Below are 18,545 nucleotides of genomic sequence, written 5' to 3'. Positions count from 1 at the left end.
CCCCGGGCCGACCGGGGCCCGGCCCCACCGCCCGGTCAGCCCTGCCACAGCCGGGTCAGGACCTCGTTGACGACGTCCGGCCGGTCCTGGTGCGGCATGTGGTCGGTGCCCGGCACCTGCACGTGGCGGGCGCCGATCATCTCGGCGAGGTACTCCCCGCAGGCGGCCAGCGCGTCCCCCACGAACTCCCGGTACGCGGCGTGCGCGGTCTCCCACGTCCCGTTGACGACGGTCTTCGGCATCCGGGCCCGGGCCAGCGGCGCCAGCGGGATCTGCGCGTCCCAGACGGGCCGTTCCCGCATCGCGGTGCGCACCGCCCGCAGGACGCGGGGCGTGAACTCCGGCAGCCGCATCCCGTACGCCTCGGTGGACTGCCGCAGGTACTCCTGCGGGCTCACCTCCCCGGTCCCCTCGGCGCTCGCGTACGCGGCCCGGATCCGCTCCACCGCCGCCCGCACCACGGGGTGCGCGGCGGCGGTGCGCAGCGGCGACGGCTCGATCAGGGTGAGCGACTGGACGGCCTCCGGTCGGGCCGCGGCGGCCAGCATCGCGGCCGCCGCGCCGTACGAGTGCCCCACCAGGTGAGCCCCGCCGCCGAGCAGCCGGCCGAGGTCCTCGGCGTCCAGCGCGTAGTCGCTGCGCTCGACGTCGGGGCTGTCGCCGAAGCCGCGCCGGTCCACCAGTTCCAGCCGGAACGCCTCGGCCAGCGGCCGCTGCGCCGCGAAGCAGTCCGTTCCCCAGCTCATCGTGCCGTGCACCAGCAGCGCCCGTGGAGCGCCGGGCAGTGCCTCGTCCCACACCGTCACGTGAAGCGGTTCCTCATTCATACCGGGCCACCCTAGGGGCGGCGGGGCGCTTCGGCCCGCCAACCGGCCGGGGGAGGGGGCGTGTTGCGAGGGATCGGCGGACAACGCCTGCCCGAAGGAGATGAGTTGTGCGCGCGACGGCGTCGGGAGCCCGCCGGTACCGGGGCGGGGCGGGGCCCGTCGGCCGCCGGGCCCCGCGGGTCGTGGCCCTCCGGGGAGGCGGGTCCCGGGCGCCGGTGCTCGGGCCTGTGACGCTCGGGCGTGCGGTCTGTGCGGTCTGTGCGCCTCCGGTACCGGGGCCGTCCGAGGGACAGCGCCGGACACCCCGCCGTGCGGTCATATTCCGACGGGAAGTGACTGATATCTGTCGGACATGAGCGCGTTCACCCGGTATGCGACGGCGGTGCTGCTCGTCGGGCTGGCCGTCGGCTGCGGCGCCCGGCCGGACGACCCGCCGCGCGCCCCCCGATCCACCCCGCCGTCCGCCGAGCGCCGCCCCGACCCGCCGGCCCCGCCCCACCGCGCCCGCCCCGCCGACGCGGCCCCGGCCCGGTCGTTCACCCTGGTCGCCACCGGTGACGTCATCCCCGCCCACCCCGACGTGCTCGACACGGCGCGGGACGACGCGCCGGTGGACGGCGGCTACGACTTCCGACCGATGCTCCGCGGCGTCGCCCCCGTCGTCACCGGCGCCGACCTGGCGCTGTGCGACCTCGAAGCGCCGCTCGGCCCGCTGGGCGGCCCGTTCACCGGTTACCCCGAACTCCAGGCCCCGCCGCAGATCGCCACGGCTCTGAAGGCCACCGGCTTCGACTCCTGCGCCACCGCCTCCAGCCACGCCCTCGACCAGGGCGAGGAGGGCGTGCGCCGGACCCTGGAGGCGCTGGACACGGTCGGCCTGCGGCACACCGGTACGGCCCGGAACCCCGCCGAGGCCGCCCGCCCCGCCCTGCTGCGGGCCCCCGGCGGCGCCCTGGTGGCCCACCTGGCCTACACCTACGACGCCGAGGGCGGCCGGCCCCCCGAGGACGCGCCCTGGATGCTGAACCCGCTCGACCCGGCGCGGATCGTCGCCGACGCCCGGGCCGCCCGCCGGGCCGGCGCCGACGTGGTGGTCGTCAGCCCCTACTGGGGCACCGAGTACCGCACCGCCCCCGACGCCCGCCAGCTCCGGCTCGCCCACCTCCTGGCCGCGGCCCGCACCGACGGCCGCCCCGACATCGACCTGATCGTCGGCAGCCGCGCCCACACCCCGCAGCCCTTCGAGAAGGTCGGCGGGACCTGGGTCGTCTACGGGCTCGGCGATCAACTCGCCGGTGTGATGACGCAGGCCCGCGGCGACTGGGGCGCCGCCGCCCGCTTCCGGTTCGCCCCGCCCGCCCGACCCGGTGGGCGCTGGCGGGTCACCCGGGCCGAGTACGTCCCGCTGCTGACCGACGTCGGTCCGCCGGTGCGCGCCCTCGACCTCACCCGCACCCGCGGCCACGACGACGTCCGGAAGGAGATCGACCGGGCCGTGCTGAGCCGCGGCGCCGCGGACGACGGGCTGGTGCGCCGCCGCTGAGCGGCGGTCCGCGGCGCGGGCGCCGACCGGCGAACCGGCCGGACCGTGGTCCTCCGGTACGGTCCGCCCGCGCGGTGTGAAACCCTGGTGAAAGAGTGACGACCCCGCCGACGACCGGATCGGCCAGGCCAGGAAAGGACCGGAGGGCAGTGAGCGAGAGTGCGGCCGTCCGGCCCCGTAACCCGCGGGGGCAGGGCGAGCGCCTGCGGGAGGAGCTGCTGCGGGCGACCGAACGCCTCCTGGAGGAGGTCGGCAGCGAGGACGCGCTGTCGCTGCGTGCGGTGGCTCGGGAAGCCGGCGTCGCCGCGCCGAGCATCTACCGGCACTTCGCCGACAAGACCGAACTGGTCTGGGCGACCCTCGAGGTCAGCTACGAACGGCTGGCGCACGCGATGACCGACGCCGCCGCGCAGGCCGAAGAGGACGACCCGGTGGCCCGGCTCCGCGCCCAGCTGCGGGCCTACTGCCGCTACGCCATAGAGCACCCCGCGAACTACCGCCTGCTCTACGAGACCCGGCAGACGCCCGTCGGCCCCGAGCGGCTCGCCAGCCACCCGGCCGGGCTGCTGGTCCGCAGCTGGCACCACGCGCTGACCGCCTGCGAGGAGGCCGGCTGGCGGGTGCGCGGTTCGCGGGCCGAGGCGCCGTACCTGCTGTGGTCGGCGGTGCACGGCCGGGTGATGATCTGGCAGGTCATGCCGAGCCGCAAGGACACCAGCCGACTGGACGGGTTCGTGGAGGAACTCCTCCAACTGCTGCTGGAGCACTGACCCCTCCCCGGACCCTTCCACCCCTCTCTCTGAGGCCCCTGAGGCCCCTGAGGCCCTTGAGGCCCCGGCCGCCCGTCGGCCGGGGCCTCACGCGTACCCGCAGGCGGGCGAGGAGTGTTCCGTTCGTCACGTTCCACGGAAATCCCCGAGGCGTTTACCCGATCATTACGGATGTAAGTTTACGGTTGTTAGGCGATGGATCGACTCATGGCGCACACCCGACCGGTGTGCGCGCGAGGAGCGAGATGACCGAGATGACCGACACGACAGTTCCCGCCGCCCCGGCACCGCTGCCCGTGGAACCCCCCAGCGGCTGCCCCTTCGACCCCCCGGCCGAGTTCGGCGCCCTGCGCACCGAGGAGCCGATCTCCAAGATCTCGCTCCCCGACGGCAGTTGGGCCTGGCTGGCCACCCGCTACGCCGACATCCGCGCGATCCTCGGCGACACCCGCTTCAGCTCCGACACCACCCTGCACGGCTACCCGCTCAGCGGCATGACCGGCGGCGGCAACCAACAGAACCGCGGCTTCATCCGCATGGACCCGCCCGAGCACACCCGGCTCCGCCGGATGGTCACCCGCGAGTTCATGGTCAAGCGCGTCGAGGCGCTGCGCCCCGAGATCCAGCGCCTCACCGACGAGCTGTGCGACGCCATGGAGCGCCGCGCCGGCGAGCCCGTGGACCTCATCGAGGCGCTCGCCCTGCCCGTCCCCTCGCTCGTCATCAGCCTGCTGCTGGGCGTCCCCTACGACGACCACGACGTCTTCCAGCGGCTCACCGGCAAGCTGCTCTCCCGCACCATCGCGGAGCCGGCGCGCGAGGCCGCGCGGGGCGAACTCCGCGACTACCTCGACGCGTTGGTCACCGCCAAGGAGAAGGAGCCGGGCGACGACATCCTCGGCCGGCTGATCGTCGAGCAGCAGCGCACCGGCGAGATCACCCACGACGACGTCGCCGCCTTCGCCGCCCTGCTGCTGATCGCCGGGCACGAGACCACCGCCAACATGATCGGCCTCAGCGCCCTCACCCTGATGCAGGACCCCGGCTCCGCCGAGCGGCTCCGCCAGGACCCGACGCTGATCCGCGGCGCCGTCGAAGAACTGCTCCGCTTCCACAGCATCATCCGCAACGGCCCGCGCCGCGTCGCCACCACCGACATCGAGATCGACGGACAGCTCATCCGCGCCGGCGAGGGCGTCGTGGTGGCCGTCCCGTCCGCCAACCGCGACGCCACGGTCTTCGCCGACCCCGACCGCCTCGACGTCGGCCGGGCCAACGCCCAGCACCACGTCGCCTTCGGCTACGGCATCCACCAGTGCCTCGGCCAGGCCCTGGCCCGGGTCGAGCTCCAGGTCGTGATAGCCACCCTGCTCCGCCGCTTCCCCACGATGCGGCCCGCCGTGCCGGTCGAGGAGATCCCGTTCCGCACGGACATGGCCATCTACGGCTGCCACGCCCTGCCCGTCACCTGGTGACCGGCCGCACCGGCCGCACCGGCCGACCCACCGCCCCCACCGACCCCCACGGAGCCACCGCCATGAAGATCACCCTTGACGCCGACAAGTGCTGCGCCGCCGGCCAGTGCGTGCTGATCGCCCCCGAGGTCTTCGACCAGCGCGACGAGGACGGCGTGGTCGTCCTGCTCGACGCCGCACCCCCCGCCGAACAGCACACCGCGGTCCGCGAGGCCGCCGCCATCTGCCCCGCCGCCGTGATCGAGGTGCAGGAATGACGACCCGCCCGATCGCCGTCGTCGGCGCCTCCGCGGCCGGGATCACCGCCGCCGAGGCCCTGCGCCGGGCCGGCTGGACGGGCCCGCTGACCCTGATCGGCGACGAACCCCACCTCCCGTACGACCGGCCGCCGCTGTCCAAGCAACTGCTGCACGGCGCCTGGGAACCAGCGCGGCTGATGCTGCGCACCGCCGAGCAGCTCGCCCCGCTCGACCTCGACCTGCGGCTCGGCACCCGGGCCACCGGTCTCGACGTCGCCACCCGCACCCTCACCCTCGACGACGGCCAGCGCCTGGCCTGCGCCGGCGTCATCATCGCCACCGGCGTGGCCGCCCGCACGCTGCCCGCCGCCGACGGCCTCACCGGCGTCTTCACCCTGCGCACCCTCGACGACGCACTGGCGCTGCGCGACCGGCTGTCCGGCGGACCCCGCCGGCTCGTCGTGGTCGGCAACGGCGTCCTGGGCTGCGAGGCCGCCGCGGTGGCCCGCGAGCTCGGACACGAGGTCACCCTGATCGGCCGGGAAACAGTCCCGATGGCCGCCGCCGTCGGGCCCGGCATGGGAGAACTCCTCGCCGACGAGCACCGGGCCCGCGGCGTCCGGCTGCTCACCGGCGAGGTGGCCGCCTTCGAGCCCGCCGACGCCGCCGCGGACCGCCCGGTGCAGGTCGACGGCGTCCGCCTGGCCGACGGCAGCCGGCTCCCCGCCGACCTGGTGCTGCTCGCCATCGGATCCGAGCCCGCCGTCGGCTGGCTGACCGACCCGGCACTGGACACCACCGACGGCCTGGGCTGCGACGCGTACTGCGCCGCCGCCCCCGGGATCTACGCCGCGGGCGACGTGGCCCGCTGGGAGCACCCGGCGCACGGCCGCCCGCTCCGCTTCGAGCACCGGATGAACGCCACCGAGCAGGCCATGGCGGCCGCCCGCAACCTCGTCGCCGAACTCACCGCCGAAGCCGTCAACGGCACCGCGGAAGCCGCCGGAGACGGTGCGCAGCCGCCGGAGCGCCGACCGTTCGCCCCCGTGCCGTACTTCTGGTCCGACCAGTACGGCCTCAAGCTCCAGGCGTACGGCCTGACCACCGGCGCCGACCAGGTGGAGACCACCGTCCTGGACCGGGACGCCCGCCGCGCCGTGGTGCTCTTCGGCCGCGCCGGCCGGGCCGTCGGCGTCCTGGCCTGCGCCCTGCCGCCGCGTCAACTGCGGACGCTGCGCGCACTGGTCGCCACCCCCGTCCCCTGGGAGGAGGCACGCGACCGGCTCCGGGAGGCCACCACCGCCGGCTGACGTCCGCGCCCGCCGCGCACGGGTGCCGTGCGCACCGCGGACGGTGTCCGATCATGGAGGGATGACCGACTCGTACGTCCGGGTGCGCGGCGCCCGTGAGCACAACCTCCGTGGCATCGACGTGGACATCCCGAGGGACGCGCTGGTCGCGTTCACCGGGGTGTCCGGATCGGGCAAGTCCTCGCTCGCCTTCGGCACCCTCTACGCCGAGGCGCAGCGCCGCTACTTCGAGTCGGTCGCCCCGTACGCCCGGCGACTGATCCACCAGGTCGGCGCGCCCAAGGTCGAGGAGATCAGCGGGCTGCCGCCGGCCGTCGCGCTGGAGCAGCGGCGCTCCGCGCCCACCTCCCGCTCCTCCGTCGGCACCGTCACGACCCTCTCCAACACCCTGCGGATGCTGTTCTCCCGCGCCGGCGACTACCCGCCCGGCAGCACCGGGCGGCTCGACTCCGACGCCTTCTCGCCCAACACCGCAGCCGGCGCCTGCCCGGAGTGCCACGGACTGGGCACCGTCCACCGCGTCACCGAGGACTCCCTCGTCCCCGACCCGTCACGCTCGATCCGCGACGGCGCCGTCGCCGCCTGGCCCGGCGCCTGGCAGGGCAAGAACCTCCGCGACATCCTCGCCACCCTCGGCCACGACGTCGACCGCCCCTGGCGCGACCTCCCGGCGGCCGACCGGCACTGGATCCTGTTCACCGACGAACAACCCGTCGTCACCGTCCACCCGGTCCGCGAGGCCGGCCGCATCCAACGCCCCTACCAGGGCCAGTACATGAGCGCCCGGCGCTACGTCCTGCACACCTTCGCCGACTCCAAGAGCGAGACGCTGCGCAAACGCGTCCGCCAGTTCCTGACCGCCGAGCCCTGCCCGGTGTGCGACGGCCGGCGGCTGCGCCCCGAGGCGCTGGCGGTCACCTTCGAGGGCCGCGACATCGCCACCCTCGCGGGCCTCCCGCTCGGCGCCCTCGCGGAGCTCCTCCGCCCCACCGCCGCCCGCCCCGGCGACGACCCCGCCCCGACCCTCGCCCGCGACCTGGTCGCCCGCATCGAGGTCCTCACCGAACTCGGCCTGGGCTACCTCAGCATGGACCGGCCCGCCCCCACCCTCTCCGCCGGCGAACTCCAACGCCTGCGCCTGGCCACCCAACTGCGGTCCGGCCTCTTCGGCGTGGTCTACGTCCTCGACGAACCCTCCGCCGGCCTGCACCCCGCCGACACCGAAGCCCTGCTCACCGTCCTCGGCCGCCTCAAGGAAGCCGGCAACACCCTCTTCGTCGTCGAACACGACATGGACGTGGTCCGGCGCGCCGACTGGCTCGTGGACATCGGCCCGCGCGCCGGGGAGCACGGCGGCCGGGTGCTGCACAGCGGCCCCGTCGCCGCCCTCGCGCACGCCGAGCACTCCGCCACCCGCCGCTTCCTCTTCGCCGCCGAACCGCCGCCCGCCCGCACCCCGCGCACCCCCACCGGCACCCTGACCCTGCACGGCGTCACCCTGCACAACCTCCGCGACCTGGACGCGGCCTTCCCGCTCGGCGTCTTCACCGCCGTCACCGGCGTCTCCGGCTCCGGCAAGTCCACCCTGGTCACCCGGGTCCTGGCCGAGGCCGTCCAGGACCGCCTGGGTGCCGCGGCCGCCCGACCGGACACCGACGAGCCCGGCGACGACCACGACACCGGTCCGGCGGTGCGCGCCCGGCTCACCGCCACCACCGGCCTGGACACCGTCGACCGCCTGGTCCGCGTCGACCAGAAGCCCATCGGCCGCACCCCGCGCTCCAACCTCGCCACCTACACCGGCCTGTTCGACGCCGTCCGCAAGGTCTTCGCCGCCACCGACGAGGCCCGCGCCCGCGGCTACACCGCCGGCCGGTTCTCCTTCAACGTCCCGGCCGGCCGCTGCGGGACCTGCCAGGGCGAGGGGTTCACCGCCGTCGAACTCCTCTTCCTGCCCGGCACCTACGCCCCGTGCGCCGACTGCCACGGCGCCCGCTACAACCCCGAGACCCTCCAGATCACCCACCGCGGCCGCACCATCGCCGACGTCCTCGGCCTGACCGTCGACGACGCCGCGGAGTTCCTCGCCGACGTCCCCGCCGCCGCCCGCAGCCTGCGCACCCTGAAGGACGTCGGCCTCGGTTACCTGCGCCTCGGCCAGCCCGCCACCGAACTCTCCGGCGGCGAGGCCCAGCGCATCAAACTCGCCGCCGAACTCCAGCGGGCCCGCCGGGGCCACACCCTCTACCTCCTCGACGAGCCCACCACCGGCCTGCACCCCGCCGACACCGAGGTGCTGCTGTGCCAACTGCACGGCCTGGTCGACGCGGGCAACACCGTCGTGGTCGTCGAACACGACATGGGCGTCGTGGCCGGCGCCGACCACGTCATCGACCTCGGTCCCGGCGGTGGCGCGGAGGGCGGCCGGATCGTCGCCGCCGGCACTCCCGCCGAGGTCGCCGCGGCCCCCGGCAGCCGCACCGCCCGCTATCTCGCCCGCTACGGGGCCCGCCGGGACCGTTCTTGACGGTCCGCTAATGTACGCGGGTCAGATCACCCCGCGGTTCCGGCACACGGCGGCCGCGGCACGACGAAGGGGCACCACCCGTGGCAGACATAGAGCAGGCCAGGGCCACGTTCGCGCGGTTCGACGCGGACGGCGACGGCCGGGTCACGCCGGACGAGTTCAAGCACGCGATGGCCGAGATGGGCGACCACCTGGTCACCGGCCCGGTGGCCGAAGCGGTCATCAAGGCCAAGGACACCGACGGCGACGGCCTGATGTCGTTCGACGAGTTCTGGAAGTCCGTCCAGGGCTGAGCCGCGGGACCGGGCCCGCGGCCCGGTCTCACACCCCCTTCGCCGTCCGTTCGTCCGCGACCTCGCGCAGCGCCGCCACGGCGCGGGCGGACGGGGGCCGCCCGGCACTGCCGCGCCGCACCACCACCACGAAGCGCCGCACCAAGACCGGCGCCCCGCGCAACGGCACCCGCACCGCGGCGCGAACCCCGCCGCCGCGCACGCCGCCAGCAGCAGCGGGTGCCGGTCGGCCGGGTCACCGGCCCGGATCCTGGTCTCCGCCGCCGTGCTCTCAGCGCTCGCGCTGGTCGTGCTGGTGCGGGGGTGAGGCGAGCGCCCCCGGCGTGCCCACCGGCGGCGGGGCCGCCCGGTCGCCGGTGCCCCACCGCGACGGCTCGGGGCCCACCGCGAAGCGGAGTTCACGGCCGGCGCGCAGGTCGGCGGTGGTCAGGTAGGTGCGGTCCCGGGGCGTGCCGTCGAGCCGTACGGACTGCACGTAGCGGTGGCTGGTCGACGTGCCGGGGGCCGTGATGGTGAAGCGGCCGGCGGGGTAGTAGCGCCGGTCCAGTGCCAGGTCCACGCGGTCGAAGACCGGGGTGCTCAGGCCCCAGGTGTCGGTGCCCGGCTGGACCGGGAAGACGCCGATCGCGGAGAGCACCATCCAGGCCGACATCGTGCCCAGGTCGTCGTTGCCGGTCATGCCCGTGGGGGTGTCGGTGAACAGCGTCAGCGCGGCGTGCACCACGTCCGTGGTCTTCCAGGGCTGGCCGGTGGAGAGGTAGGTGTACGGGGCGATCAGGTCGGGTTCGTTCTGCGGGTTGTACTTGTCGGCGTTGTAGTAGTCGTAGGGGCCGTTCACCCACACCTCGCGGGCGGTCCTCGCCGGATCGGCGAGCAACTGCCGGTAGGCGAAGAAGGAGTCCAGCCGGTCCGTGGCCGCCGTCTTGCCGCCGATCAGCGCCACCATCCCCGGCAGGTCCTGCGGCACCAGCCACTGGTACTGCCAGGCGGTGCCCTCGTGGAAGCCCTCGCTCTTGGCCGGGTCGGCGGGGCCGGTGAACGCCCCCTGCCCGTCCCGGGCCCGGAAGAAGCCGGTGGAAGGGTCGTGGAGGGTGCGGTAGTTGAGGGCCCGGGCGGCGTACCGGTCGGCGTCCGCGTGGTGGCCGAGGTCGTGGGCCATCTGCGCGAGCATCGCGTCCGCCAGGGCGTACTCCAGGGTCGCCGAGGCGCCGTGGTCGAAGTCGGAGTCACCGGGCTTGGTGTGCGGACGCCCCTTGAGGTATGGCGCGTACCCGTTCTTGACGTACGCGGCGTTGGCCTCCCGGCCGACCGCGGGGGAGTTTGCCGGCGGCACCCCGTCGGCGTTCTTCCTCAGCGCCGCGTACGCCTCCTCCTCGTGGCCCTTGAGCAGCCCCTGCCGGTGGGCGTTGGTCAGGAACGGGGTCACCGGATCGCCGGTCATGATGTTGGTCTCGACCGTCCCGTAGCCCCACTTGGGCAGCCAGCCGCCCTCCGCGCCGATGCGCAGCACCGACAGGGCCATGTCGCGCGCCTCCTGCGGTGCGAGCAGCGACAGCAGCTGGGTCTGGGTCCGGTAGGTGTCCCACAGCGACCAGTTCTGGTAGTAGGTGAACCCCCTTTCCCGGTGCGGGCGTTGGTCCCATCCGGTGTAGCGGCCGTCCACGTCGCTGCCGACGTTCGGGGCGAGGAAGGAGCGGTAGAGGGCGGAGTAGAAGGTCCGGCGCAGCGTGCGGTCGCCGCCGCGGACGCGCACCGTGCCGAGCCGCCGCTCCCAGGCCGCGTCCGCCGCCGCCTTCGCCGCGTCGAAGGAACTCCCGCCCTCCACACGGAGGTTGCGGGCCGCACCGGCCGCGTCCACGTAGCTGAGCGCGGTCGTCGCCTCGACGACGCGGTCGGTGCGGGTGTCGAACCGGACGTAGGCGCCGTGCCGGCCCGGCGCGGTGGAGTCCCGGGAGCCGGGCGTGACGGTGTCGCCGCGCCACGTCCCGTACGCGGTGAACGGCCGGTTGAAGCGGGTGACGGTGTGGACGGTGTACGGCCGGGTGTCCTGGCAGAAGCCGCGGCCGGTGATCGTGGTGCGGAGGGTGCGGGAGTCGACCACCTCGACGTGCGTGGAGACCGTCCGGTGCAGCGACTGGCCGGCGTTGAGCAGCACGTTGGCCTTGTCGGTGGCGGGGAAGGTGTAGCGCTGCTTGCCGGTGCGGGCGGTCGCGGTCAGCTCGGCGGTGATCCCGCCGTACGAGGTGAGTCGGACGCGGTAGGAGCCCGGCCGGGCCGCCTCGCCGTCGTGGGTGTACCCGGCGGCGTACTTCGCGTAGTCGGTCTCGGTGACGTCGCCGGTGGTCGGCAGCACCGGCAGGTCGCCGCCGAGCCCGCAGCCGACGCCGGAGACGTGCACCGCGCTGAAGCCGCGGATGTGGTCGTCGTCGTAGTCGTAGCCGGTGGTGTGCCCGGTGTCGGGCGAGAGCTGCACCATGCCGAACGGCACGGCGGCCCCGGGGTAGGTGTTGCCGTCGTTCTTGCTGCCGATGAAGGGGTTGACGAGGTCGGTGAGGCGGCCGCCGGACGGCTCGGCGGGGGCGGCGTGCGCGGCCGGGGCGGTGAGCACGCTCCCGAGGAGCACGGCCGCCACCGCGGCGCCCGCGGTGCGCGGCCGGTTGCGTCTGGTCCAGGGCATGGGCAGACCTCCAGGAGGGGCCGACAACGTTGTCACGGCGGGGTCATTCTTGGGCCCCGACCACGGCGCGTCAAGGGCGCCCGATGCGCCAACCCCGCTCGCCCACGGGCCTGCAACTCCTGCGCCGCCGCCCGCGCGACACCGAGCCCGCCGTGGACGTCTGGGCGTACGTTCCGCGCCTCCGCCTGCCCCGGTGGCGGTGGTGGCACCGGATCGTCGGGCGGCGGTGGCGCGCGGTGCGGCGGCGGACGCGGCGGCGCGGCCGACCCCGTCCGGCGTCAGGCGTCGTGCGCGGCACCCACCGCGGTCGCCGTGTGGAGCGCCGGCTGCGCCCGCAGTCCGGGCGCCAGCACCGCCGTCACCACCAGCGACGCCCCGGCCAGCGTCGCGATCGCCCGCCCCGGTGCCGTCCACTCGGCCAGCGCACCGGCCAGGGCGGCGCCCACCCCCTGGAGCGTGAGCATGCCGGCGGAGTGCAGCCCGAGGGCGTGACCGCTCAGCTCCTCGGGGGTAAGCGCCATCAGCCGGTCCTGGAGCAGCAGGCCCGAGGCGTAGCCGACGGTGGCGAGCAGCACCGCCGCCACCGCCACGGCCGTCGGCGGCCGCATCGCGAAGACCAGGTACGGGCCGGCCAGCAGCAGGCACAGCGGCACCACCAGGCGGTCCGCCCGGCGGCGCGGCACGAACCGGCCGACGACCGTGTCCCCGACCAGCATGCCGAGCGCACCACAGGCGAAGAGCGGCCCCGCCAGCGCGGGCGCGTACGGCACGTAGAGCGACTCGGCGCCGACGATCAGGCCGCCCGGCACCCACAGCGCGAGGTAGACGCGGCGCCGCCGCCGGTCGGCCCACAGCACCGCGTTGGTGCGCCAGGTCGCGGCCGGCGAGGGGCGGCCGGCGGCGCGCGGCGGTCGCCGGGCCAGTCCGCGGCGGGCCGTTACCGCACCGGCGGCATGCAGCCCGGCCGCGACCAGCAGCGCCCCGCGCGGCGACACCGCCGCCACCAGCGCCCCGCCCGCCGCGAAGCCGCAGATCTGCACCACCCCGGACGCCATGGCGAACACCGAGCGGCCCAGCAGGTACCCGTCCCGCGTCAGCAGTTCGCCGAGCAGCCCGTAGCGCACCCCGCCGCCCAGCGACGAGAGCACCCCCAGCACCATCAGCACGGCGAACGCCGCGGCCACCGGCAGACCGGGGACGGCCTGAACGGCGGTGCCCGCGCCCAGCAGCAGCCCCAGGGCACTCAGCGCGGCGCGCGACGGGAGCCGGTCGGCCGCCGACAGCAGCGTGGCCGCGCCGACCACCTGCGCCAAGGACGGGCCGAACATGGCGAGCGACGACAACAGCGGGGAGCCGGTCGTCCCGTACACCAGCGTGCCGAGGGCCAGGCCGCCGACCGTCTGACCGGCCACCTGCCCGGTGGAGGCGATCAGGAGCGGACGGAACTCCGGGGTGCGGAAGAGCTCGCGATAGCTGCGCATGGCGGGAGTGTCCGGGCCGCCGGGGCGCGCGGCGTACAGTTTCGCGGACCTGCGAAACCCGTGCGGGGCCCGCGCCGGGCGCGCACGGTGGGAGCACGGAACGGGGGCGGTGGCGTGGGCTGGTGGGAGATCACGGCGGACACCCTCGCCGCGGGCCGGTTCGCCCTCTCGCCGCTGGCCGAGACCACCGCGGCCCTGAAGACGCTGCACCGCGGCACCGCCGCGCACCCGGGCGAACGCGCCTGGCTCGACGCCCACCTGCCCGCCTACCGCGCCCTTCTGGCCGCCGACCCGCCCACCGCCCTCCTGGTGCGCTGCGCCCTGCGCCCCACCTGGAACGCGACGTTCCTGACGCCCGCCCCGACCGGCGACGCCGACCAGGACTTCCCCGCCGAACTCGCCCGGATCCGCGACACCCCGCCGGCCACCGCCCGCGCCGACCTCGCCGAGGCCCTGGCCGGCGCCCCGCTCCCGGCCGCCCTGCGCCACCGCGCCGACCTGCCGGAACGCGCCGCCGCGCTGCTGGACTGGGTCTGGCGGCGCACCGTGCTGCCGGACTGGCCGCGCCGTCGCCGGGTGCTGGAGGCCGACGTGCTGGCGCGCACCGCCCGGCTCGGCAGCGGCGGCTGGGTCGCGGCGCTGGACGGGATGCGCCCGGGCCTGCGCTGGCTCGGCGCGAACCGCCTGCAGATCACCGCGCACGACCATCCGGCACGCCAACTGACCGGTGCCCACCTGCTGTTCGTCCCGGTCACCCCGCAGCAGTCCTGGCTCTCCTGGGACACCGACGGGCGCACGCCGCCGCGCTCCGCGGTGGTCTACCCGTGTTCCGGCGCGCTGGCCGAGCCGGACCGCCCGCCGGTCCCGGGCGCGCTGACGGCCCTGTTGGGCGGCGGCCGGGCGGCGGTGCTGATGCTGCTGGGCGCGCCGAAGAGCACCACCCAGCTGGTGGCCCTGACCGGCCAGGGCCTGGGCTCGGTCGGCCGGCACCTCCAAGTCCTGCGCGACGCCGGCCTGATCGCCCGCCGCCGGGCCGGGCGCAGCGTGCTCTACCGCCGGACGGACGCCGGCGAGGCGGTCGTACGGGCCGTCACCGCGGGCCCGGAGCCGTCCGGTCCGCCGTCGCCAACTCCGACTTGCGGTAGGAGTACGAGAAGTAGATGACCAGGCCGATCACGAACCACACCGCGAACCGCACCCAGGTCTGCCACTCCAGGAAGGTGATCAGCCACAGCGAGAAGCACACCCCGAGCGCCGGCACCACCGGCATGCCCGGCGTGCGGAAGGTGCGCGGCAGGTCGGGGCGCTTGTAGCGGAGCACGATCACCGAGACGCACACCACCACGAAGGCCAGCAGGATGCCGATGTTGGTCAGTTCGGCGGCCTCCCCGATCGGCAGGAAGCCGGCGATCAGCGCGGACGCCGCGCCGACGATCCAGGTGACCCGCACCGGCACGTGGTGGGTGGCGCTGGTCTTGGCGAACCACTTGGGCAGCAGCCCGTCCCGGCTCATGGCGAACCACACCCGGGTCACCCCCAGCATGAAGGTGAACATCACGGTCAGGATGCCGATGATCGCGCCGACCGCGATCACGTCCGCCAACGCGTCCAGCCCGACCGACTTGAAGGCCGTGGAGAAGCCGCTCTCCGGGTCGATGTGCCGGTAGTTCTGCATGCCCGTCAGCACCAGGCAGGCGAGCACGTACAGCACCATCGAGACGGCCAGCGAGTACATGATCGCCCGGGGCATGTGGCGTTGGGCGTCCTTGGACTCCTCGGCCGCGGTGCTCATCGCGTCGTAGCCGAACACCGCGAAGAAGACGGTGGCCGCCCCGGTGAACGCGCCGGTCACCCCGAACGGGAAGAACGGCCGGTAGTTGGCGGTGTCGAGGTGGAAGAAGCCGACACCGACGACGACCAGCACCACCAGCACCTTCAGTCCGACCACGATCGTCTCGAAGCGGGCCGCGTTCTTGATGCCCAGCGTCAACAGGTAGGCGATCAACAGGCAGAGCACCGAAGCGAAGAGGTCCACCCGGTGCCCCGGGCCGGTGCCCGGCGCGCCCAGCATCCACAGCGGCAGCTTCAGCCCCATCTCGCCGAGCAGGAAGCCGAAATAGCCGGAGATGCCGATCGCCACCACCGCCACGATCGCGGTGTACTCCAACAGCAGGTCCCAGCCGATGAACCAGCCGGCGAGCTCGCCCAACACCGCGTACCCGTAGGTGTAGGCGGAGCCGGCCTTCGGGATCAGCCCGGCGAACTCGGCGTAGGAGAACGCCGCCGCGGCGCTGGCCACGCCCGCGATGAGGAACGAGACCAGGACCGCGGGGCCGGCCTTCTCATGGGCGACGGTGCCGGCCAGCGTGAAGATGCCGGCGCCGATGATGCCGCCGACGCCGATCGCGGTCAGCTGCCACAGCCCCAGCTCACGGGTGAGCTGCTGGCCCGCCGTGCCCTCCGGCTCCTCGATGTGCTCGATGGGTTTGCGGCGCCAGACGCCCTGACCCGCGCGCAGCAGGCGTGCCATGCGTGATCCTTCCGTACGCTCGGTACGTGCCCGTCGTGGTTCGACGGCGGATCATCATGGACCGCCGGCGGCGCGGTACGAAGGCGACGCGGCGGCGGGCAGCCATTCGGCCCCCGGGGCTTCAGCCCGCCTCCTCCAACCGGAAACCGACCTTCAGACCGACCTGGTAGTGATCGATCCGCCCCTCGATGATGTGGCCGCGGACCTGCGTGATCTCGAACCAGTCGAGATTGCGCAGCGTGCCTGAGGCGCGCCTGATGCCGTTCTGGATGGCGGCGTCCACACTCTGCTGGGACGTCCCCACGATCTCGGTCACGCGGTACGTGCGGTCGGTCACGATCTCTCCCTCATCGGGGCGGCGCTCCCCCCGTCCACCTTCCACCGTGCCTCACCCCGGCCCACCCCACCAGCGGGCCGGGACCGGGGGTGTACGGGGGCGGGCGGCGGCCGCGAGGTGGAGTGCGGCCCGGTCGGCGATGGCGAGTTCGGCGCAGAGGCTGTTCGACGCCTGGTTCGGCGAGGCGATCGACGCGCGCCTCCTGGCCGCGTACGTCGGCGGGGAGTGGGGAGCCGCTCCGCTGCCGAGCGGGGCTGCTGACGGTGGTTTCCGGGGCGCGCCGTACCTATGAGGCGTGGCCGGCGGCCGTGGCGTCGCGCGTTTCCACCGCCTCGGCGGCGCGGTCGGCCAGGTCATCCCATGGACGAGGGGCGACGACCGACGCGCCGGCGGCCCGTGCCTGCGCGGCGAGCCACCGGCCGTACAGCACGCTGACGCGTGCGCGATGGCGCTGCGGTCCGGCCTCCGGTTCCCGGCGCAGGTAGTTGGCCGTCACCTGGGCTTCGTCGTCCTCGTGGAGGAAGACGGCACGGACCGGACCTCCGGGCGTCGCCGGTCCGGGCAGGACGTAGTCCCCTTCCAGGATCACCGGGGTGTCGGTGCCCACGTGGTTGGCCACCACCGCCTCGATCGCCGGCGCCAGCGCCTCGGCGATCGCGATCTGCCGCTCGACCACCGATGCGGGCGCCTGACGGGCGGCCTCCGGGTGGGTGCGCCAGAAGTGGACCTCCGGCAGGTGCTCGGGCCGTGTCACCGCGAGGAGGGCTTCCACGATGTCGTCGACCTCCACGACGGGGACGTCGTAGCGTCGTGCCAGTGCCCGGCCGACGCCGGTCTTCCCCATCCCCGATGCGCCCCCGACGATGAGCACCCGCCAGTCGGGAACACCCCGCACCCCATCCGTACCGTTCACGGGGGCAGGGTAACGGGGGTTCGCCCCCGCGTTCACGTTCCGGGAGGCCGGAAGGGAGTTCAGCAGGGCGGACGCGGTCGAAGGTGAGGGAGTACGCCGGGCTTGCCGTCCCCCTGACTGGCGAGCGGTGACGTCAACGTGGGCCTGGTGCATGGCGTTTCGGGCGCGCCGGGGAGTTCGCGCAGGGGGCGAAGGGGACCGGCAGGTGTAACGCCCGCAGCCCGTTCACCGCCGGGCCCGCACTCGCCCGAGTACGGTCCCGGCCCCGAAATCCCCCTGCCGGAGAACCTCCGCCGGAGCACGTCCGATCAGGGACGCTAGGGCACCACCGTGACGGGCCAGCGGCCGGCCTTGACCAGCCGGACCGCGACCGAGCCCATGATGCGGTGGCCCGCGGACTCCGAGGCGCCGACCACCACCGCGTCCGCCTTGAGCTCGTCGGCCATCTGCACCATGCCGTTGTACGGGTCCCCGCGCAGCGTGTGGAACTCCCACCGCAGGTGGAATATCCCGTCGAGCCGCTCGGTGGCCTTGCGGATCTCGGCCATCAGCTCCTCGGCGACCTCGTTGGTGGTGTCCATGACCGGTGCGCCCAACGCGGCCCCGGTCGCCAGCACCGGCTGGACGTAGACCATCACCAGCTTCGACCCCTGCCGCCTGGCCAGCCCGGCCGCGTACGCCGCGGCCCGCCAGGACGAGTCGGAGCCGTCGACGCCGACGACGATGACCTTCGGGCCGTCCGTTCCGCGCTCGAACGGCGCGGCTGCGTTGTCCTCCACACCAGGCAGGTTATCCGCACGCCCGGGCGGTCGAACTCAGGGGCCGGGCGCTCGCGCGCCGTTGTCGGGCGCCGCGGGCGCGGGCGGCCAGCGGTCCGCGGCGAGCACCCCGAGCACGTACGCCTTGGCCACCAGTGCGGTGCGGCCCTGGACGTGCCAGCGGCGGGCCAGCCGGGTGAGGTGGTAGTTCACGCCGTCGACGGTCAGTCCCAGTGCGCTGCCGATCGCGGCGGTGGTCGCCCCGCCGGCGGCCAGCGCCAGGATCCGGGCCTCTACGGGGCTGGTGGCGGCGCGCGGCACGGCCGCCGGCGCGGCGGTGGATCCGGTGTCCTCGCGCAGCAGGGCCAGCAGCGACGGCTGTGCCGCGGACGGGTCGCCGACCGGATCGATCGTCAGCTGTCCCTGCCGCTCGGGCTCGTCGGGCCCGGTCCGCCACCGCACCTCGACCGGGTAGCGGGACCGCCGGCCCAGCCGCAGCGCGTCCATGATCCGGGCGATCTGCGCGGGGTCCCGGGGCCGGAACAGGTCGAGCAGGTTGCGGCCGCGCAGCTGACCGGGGACCGCGCCCCACTGCGCCGCCATCGCCGGATTGGCGATCAGCACCTGGCCGTCCGCCCGGCACACCGCGATCGGTGTGGGGATGCGGTCCAGCAGCATCACGAAGTAGTCGCGGTAGGCGCTGGCCGGGGGCGGCGCGGGCAGGGTCGGCGGCCCGGGGCGCGGACAGTCCGTGCCGGTGTCGTCCTCCGGCGCACCGCCGTGCGTCGCCCTGCCCATCGTCCGGATTCCGCCCTTTCTTCCGTCCAGCAGCCGTCCCTAGCCCCATCCTCGCCGCAGGCGCAAG

17 protein-coding genes are annotated in these 18,545 nt (G+C 74.7%); 8 read left to right on the top strand and 9 right to left on the bottom strand.

Annotation, left to right across the window (positions count from 1 at the left end; translation table 11 throughout):
* Positions 1–35: 35 nt before the first annotated feature.
* Positions 36–827: an alpha/beta fold hydrolase gene (locus ACJ6WD_RS01205; RefSeq protein WP_233656549.1), complete on the bottom strand. Its 792-nt coding sequence runs from the start codon at positions 825–827 to the stop codon at positions 36–38.
* Positions 828–1,179: 352 nt separating this feature from the next.
* Here ACJ6WD_RS01205 and ACJ6WD_RS01200 point away from each other — a divergent pair, with 352 nt between their 5' ends.
* The 7 genes from ACJ6WD_RS01200 to ACJ6WD_RS01170 all read left to right on the top strand — a co-directional run bounded on the left by ACJ6WD_RS01200 (position 1,180) and on the right by ACJ6WD_RS01170 (position 8,984).
* On the top strand, positions 1,180–2,370 hold the full coding sequence (locus ACJ6WD_RS01200; protein ID WP_407614957.1) for a CapA family protein: 1,191 nt from the start codon (positions 1,180–1,182) through the stop codon (positions 2,368–2,370).
* A gap of 149 nt (positions 2,371–2,519) precedes the next feature.
* The gene (locus ACJ6WD_RS01195) at positions 2,520–3,140 is read left to right on the top strand and encodes a TetR/AcrR family transcriptional regulator (protein ID WP_407614956.1); all 621 of its coding nucleotides are present in this window, start codon (positions 2,520–2,522) and stop codon (positions 3,138–3,140) included.
* A 245-nt stretch (positions 3,141–3,385) separates the two neighbouring features.
* A complete protein-coding gene (locus ACJ6WD_RS01190) occupies positions 3,386–4,615 on the top strand; it encodes a cytochrome P450 (protein WP_331249176.1) in 1,230 nt (409 codons plus the stop codon).
* Between the two features lie 62 nt (positions 4,616–4,677).
* The gene (locus tag ACJ6WD_RS01185) at positions 4,678–4,872 is read left to right on the top strand and encodes a ferredoxin (RefSeq protein WP_016577284.1); all 195 of its coding nucleotides are present in this window, start codon (positions 4,678–4,680) and stop codon (positions 4,870–4,872) included.
* On the top strand, positions 4,869–6,164 hold the full coding sequence (locus ACJ6WD_RS01180) for an NAD(P)/FAD-dependent oxidoreductase (protein WP_407614955.1): 1,296 nt from the start codon (positions 4,869–4,871) through the stop codon (positions 6,162–6,164). Before ACJ6WD_RS01185 ends, ACJ6WD_RS01180 begins: the two co-directional genes overlap by 4 nt.
* Positions 6,165–6,225: 61 nt before the next feature.
* Positions 6,226–8,691 carry an excinuclease ABC subunit UvrA gene (gene uvrA / locus ACJ6WD_RS01175; RefSeq protein WP_407614954.1) on the top strand — a complete coding sequence of 822 codons (2,466 nt, stop codon included), beginning with the start codon at positions 6,226–6,228 and terminating at the stop codon, positions 8,689–8,691.
* 80 nt (positions 8,692–8,771) lie between these two features.
* Positions 8,772–8,984 (top strand): EF-hand domain-containing protein, encoded by a 213-nt coding sequence (locus ACJ6WD_RS01170; protein WP_016576356.1) that lies wholly within the window; start codon positions 8,772–8,774, stop codon positions 8,982–8,984.
* Between the two features lie 28 nt (positions 8,985–9,012).
* On the opposite strand, the gene ACJ6WD_RS01165 is transcribed toward ACJ6WD_RS01170, so the two are convergent.
* The 3 genes from ACJ6WD_RS01165 to ACJ6WD_RS01155 form a co-directional block, all read right to left on the bottom strand.
* Positions 9,013–9,186, bottom strand: a complete 174-nt coding sequence (locus ACJ6WD_RS01165; RefSeq protein WP_407614953.1) for a hypothetical protein — start codon at positions 9,184–9,186, stop codon at positions 9,013–9,015.
* Between the two features lie 69 nt (positions 9,187–9,255).
* Entirely contained in the window at positions 9,256–11,661 is a 2,406-nt protein-coding gene (locus ACJ6WD_RS01160) for a GH92 family glycosyl hydrolase (protein ID WP_407614952.1), read from the bottom strand.
* A 278-nt stretch (positions 11,662–11,939) separates the two neighbouring features.
* Positions 11,940–13,142: an MFS transporter gene (locus tag ACJ6WD_RS01155; protein WP_376446175.1), complete on the bottom strand. Its 1,203-nt coding sequence runs from the start codon at positions 13,140–13,142 to the stop codon at positions 11,940–11,942.
* 114 nt (positions 13,143–13,256) lie between these two features.
* Between ACJ6WD_RS01155 and ACJ6WD_RS01150 the strand changes: the two genes are divergently transcribed.
* The gene (locus ACJ6WD_RS01150) at positions 13,257–14,306 is read left to right on the top strand and encodes an ArsR/SmtB family transcription factor (protein WP_407614951.1); all 1,050 of its coding nucleotides are present in this window, start codon (positions 13,257–13,259) and stop codon (positions 14,304–14,306) included.
* On the opposite strand, the gene ACJ6WD_RS01145 is transcribed toward ACJ6WD_RS01150, so the two are convergent.
* The 5 genes from ACJ6WD_RS01145 to ACJ6WD_RS01125 form a co-directional block, all read right to left on the bottom strand.
* A complete protein-coding gene (locus ACJ6WD_RS01145; RefSeq protein WP_233656559.1) occupies positions 14,233–15,672 on the bottom strand; it encodes an amino acid permease in 1,440 nt (479 codons plus the stop codon). The two genes, ACJ6WD_RS01150 and ACJ6WD_RS01145, sit on opposite strands and share 74 nt — an antisense overlap.
* Positions 15,673–15,793: 121 nt before the next feature.
* On the bottom strand, positions 15,794–16,009 hold the full coding sequence (locus ACJ6WD_RS01140; RefSeq protein ID WP_016575010.1) for a dodecin: 216 nt from the start codon (positions 16,007–16,009) through the stop codon (positions 15,794–15,796).
* A 286-nt stretch (positions 16,010–16,295) separates the two neighbouring features.
* On the bottom strand, positions 16,296–16,922 hold the full coding sequence (locus ACJ6WD_RS01135; protein WP_233656561.1) for a hypothetical protein: 627 nt from the start codon (positions 16,920–16,922) through the stop codon (positions 16,296–16,298).
* Positions 16,923–17,239: 317 nt separating this feature from the next.
* Positions 17,240–17,701, bottom strand: coding sequence for a universal stress protein (locus tag ACJ6WD_RS01130; RefSeq protein WP_016575016.1), 462 nt, complete (start codon positions 17,699–17,701; stop codon positions 17,240–17,242).
* 36 nt (positions 17,702–17,737) lie between these two features.
* Positions 17,738–18,478: a PAS domain-containing protein gene (locus ACJ6WD_RS01125; protein ID WP_331249183.1), complete on the bottom strand. Its 741-nt coding sequence runs from the start codon at positions 18,476–18,478 to the stop codon at positions 17,738–17,740.
* Positions 18,479–18,545: the final 67 nt, after the last annotated feature.

Origin of the sequence: Streptomyces sp. VTCC 41912, assembly GCF_045799175.1 — a bacterium.
Classification (GTDB): Bacteria; Actinomycetota; Actinomycetes; order Streptomycetales; family Streptomycetaceae; genus Streptomyces; species Streptomyces albulus_C.
The sequence above is the reverse complement of the archived record's forward strand: the minus strand, read 5'-3'. Positions and strand labels throughout refer to the sequence as shown.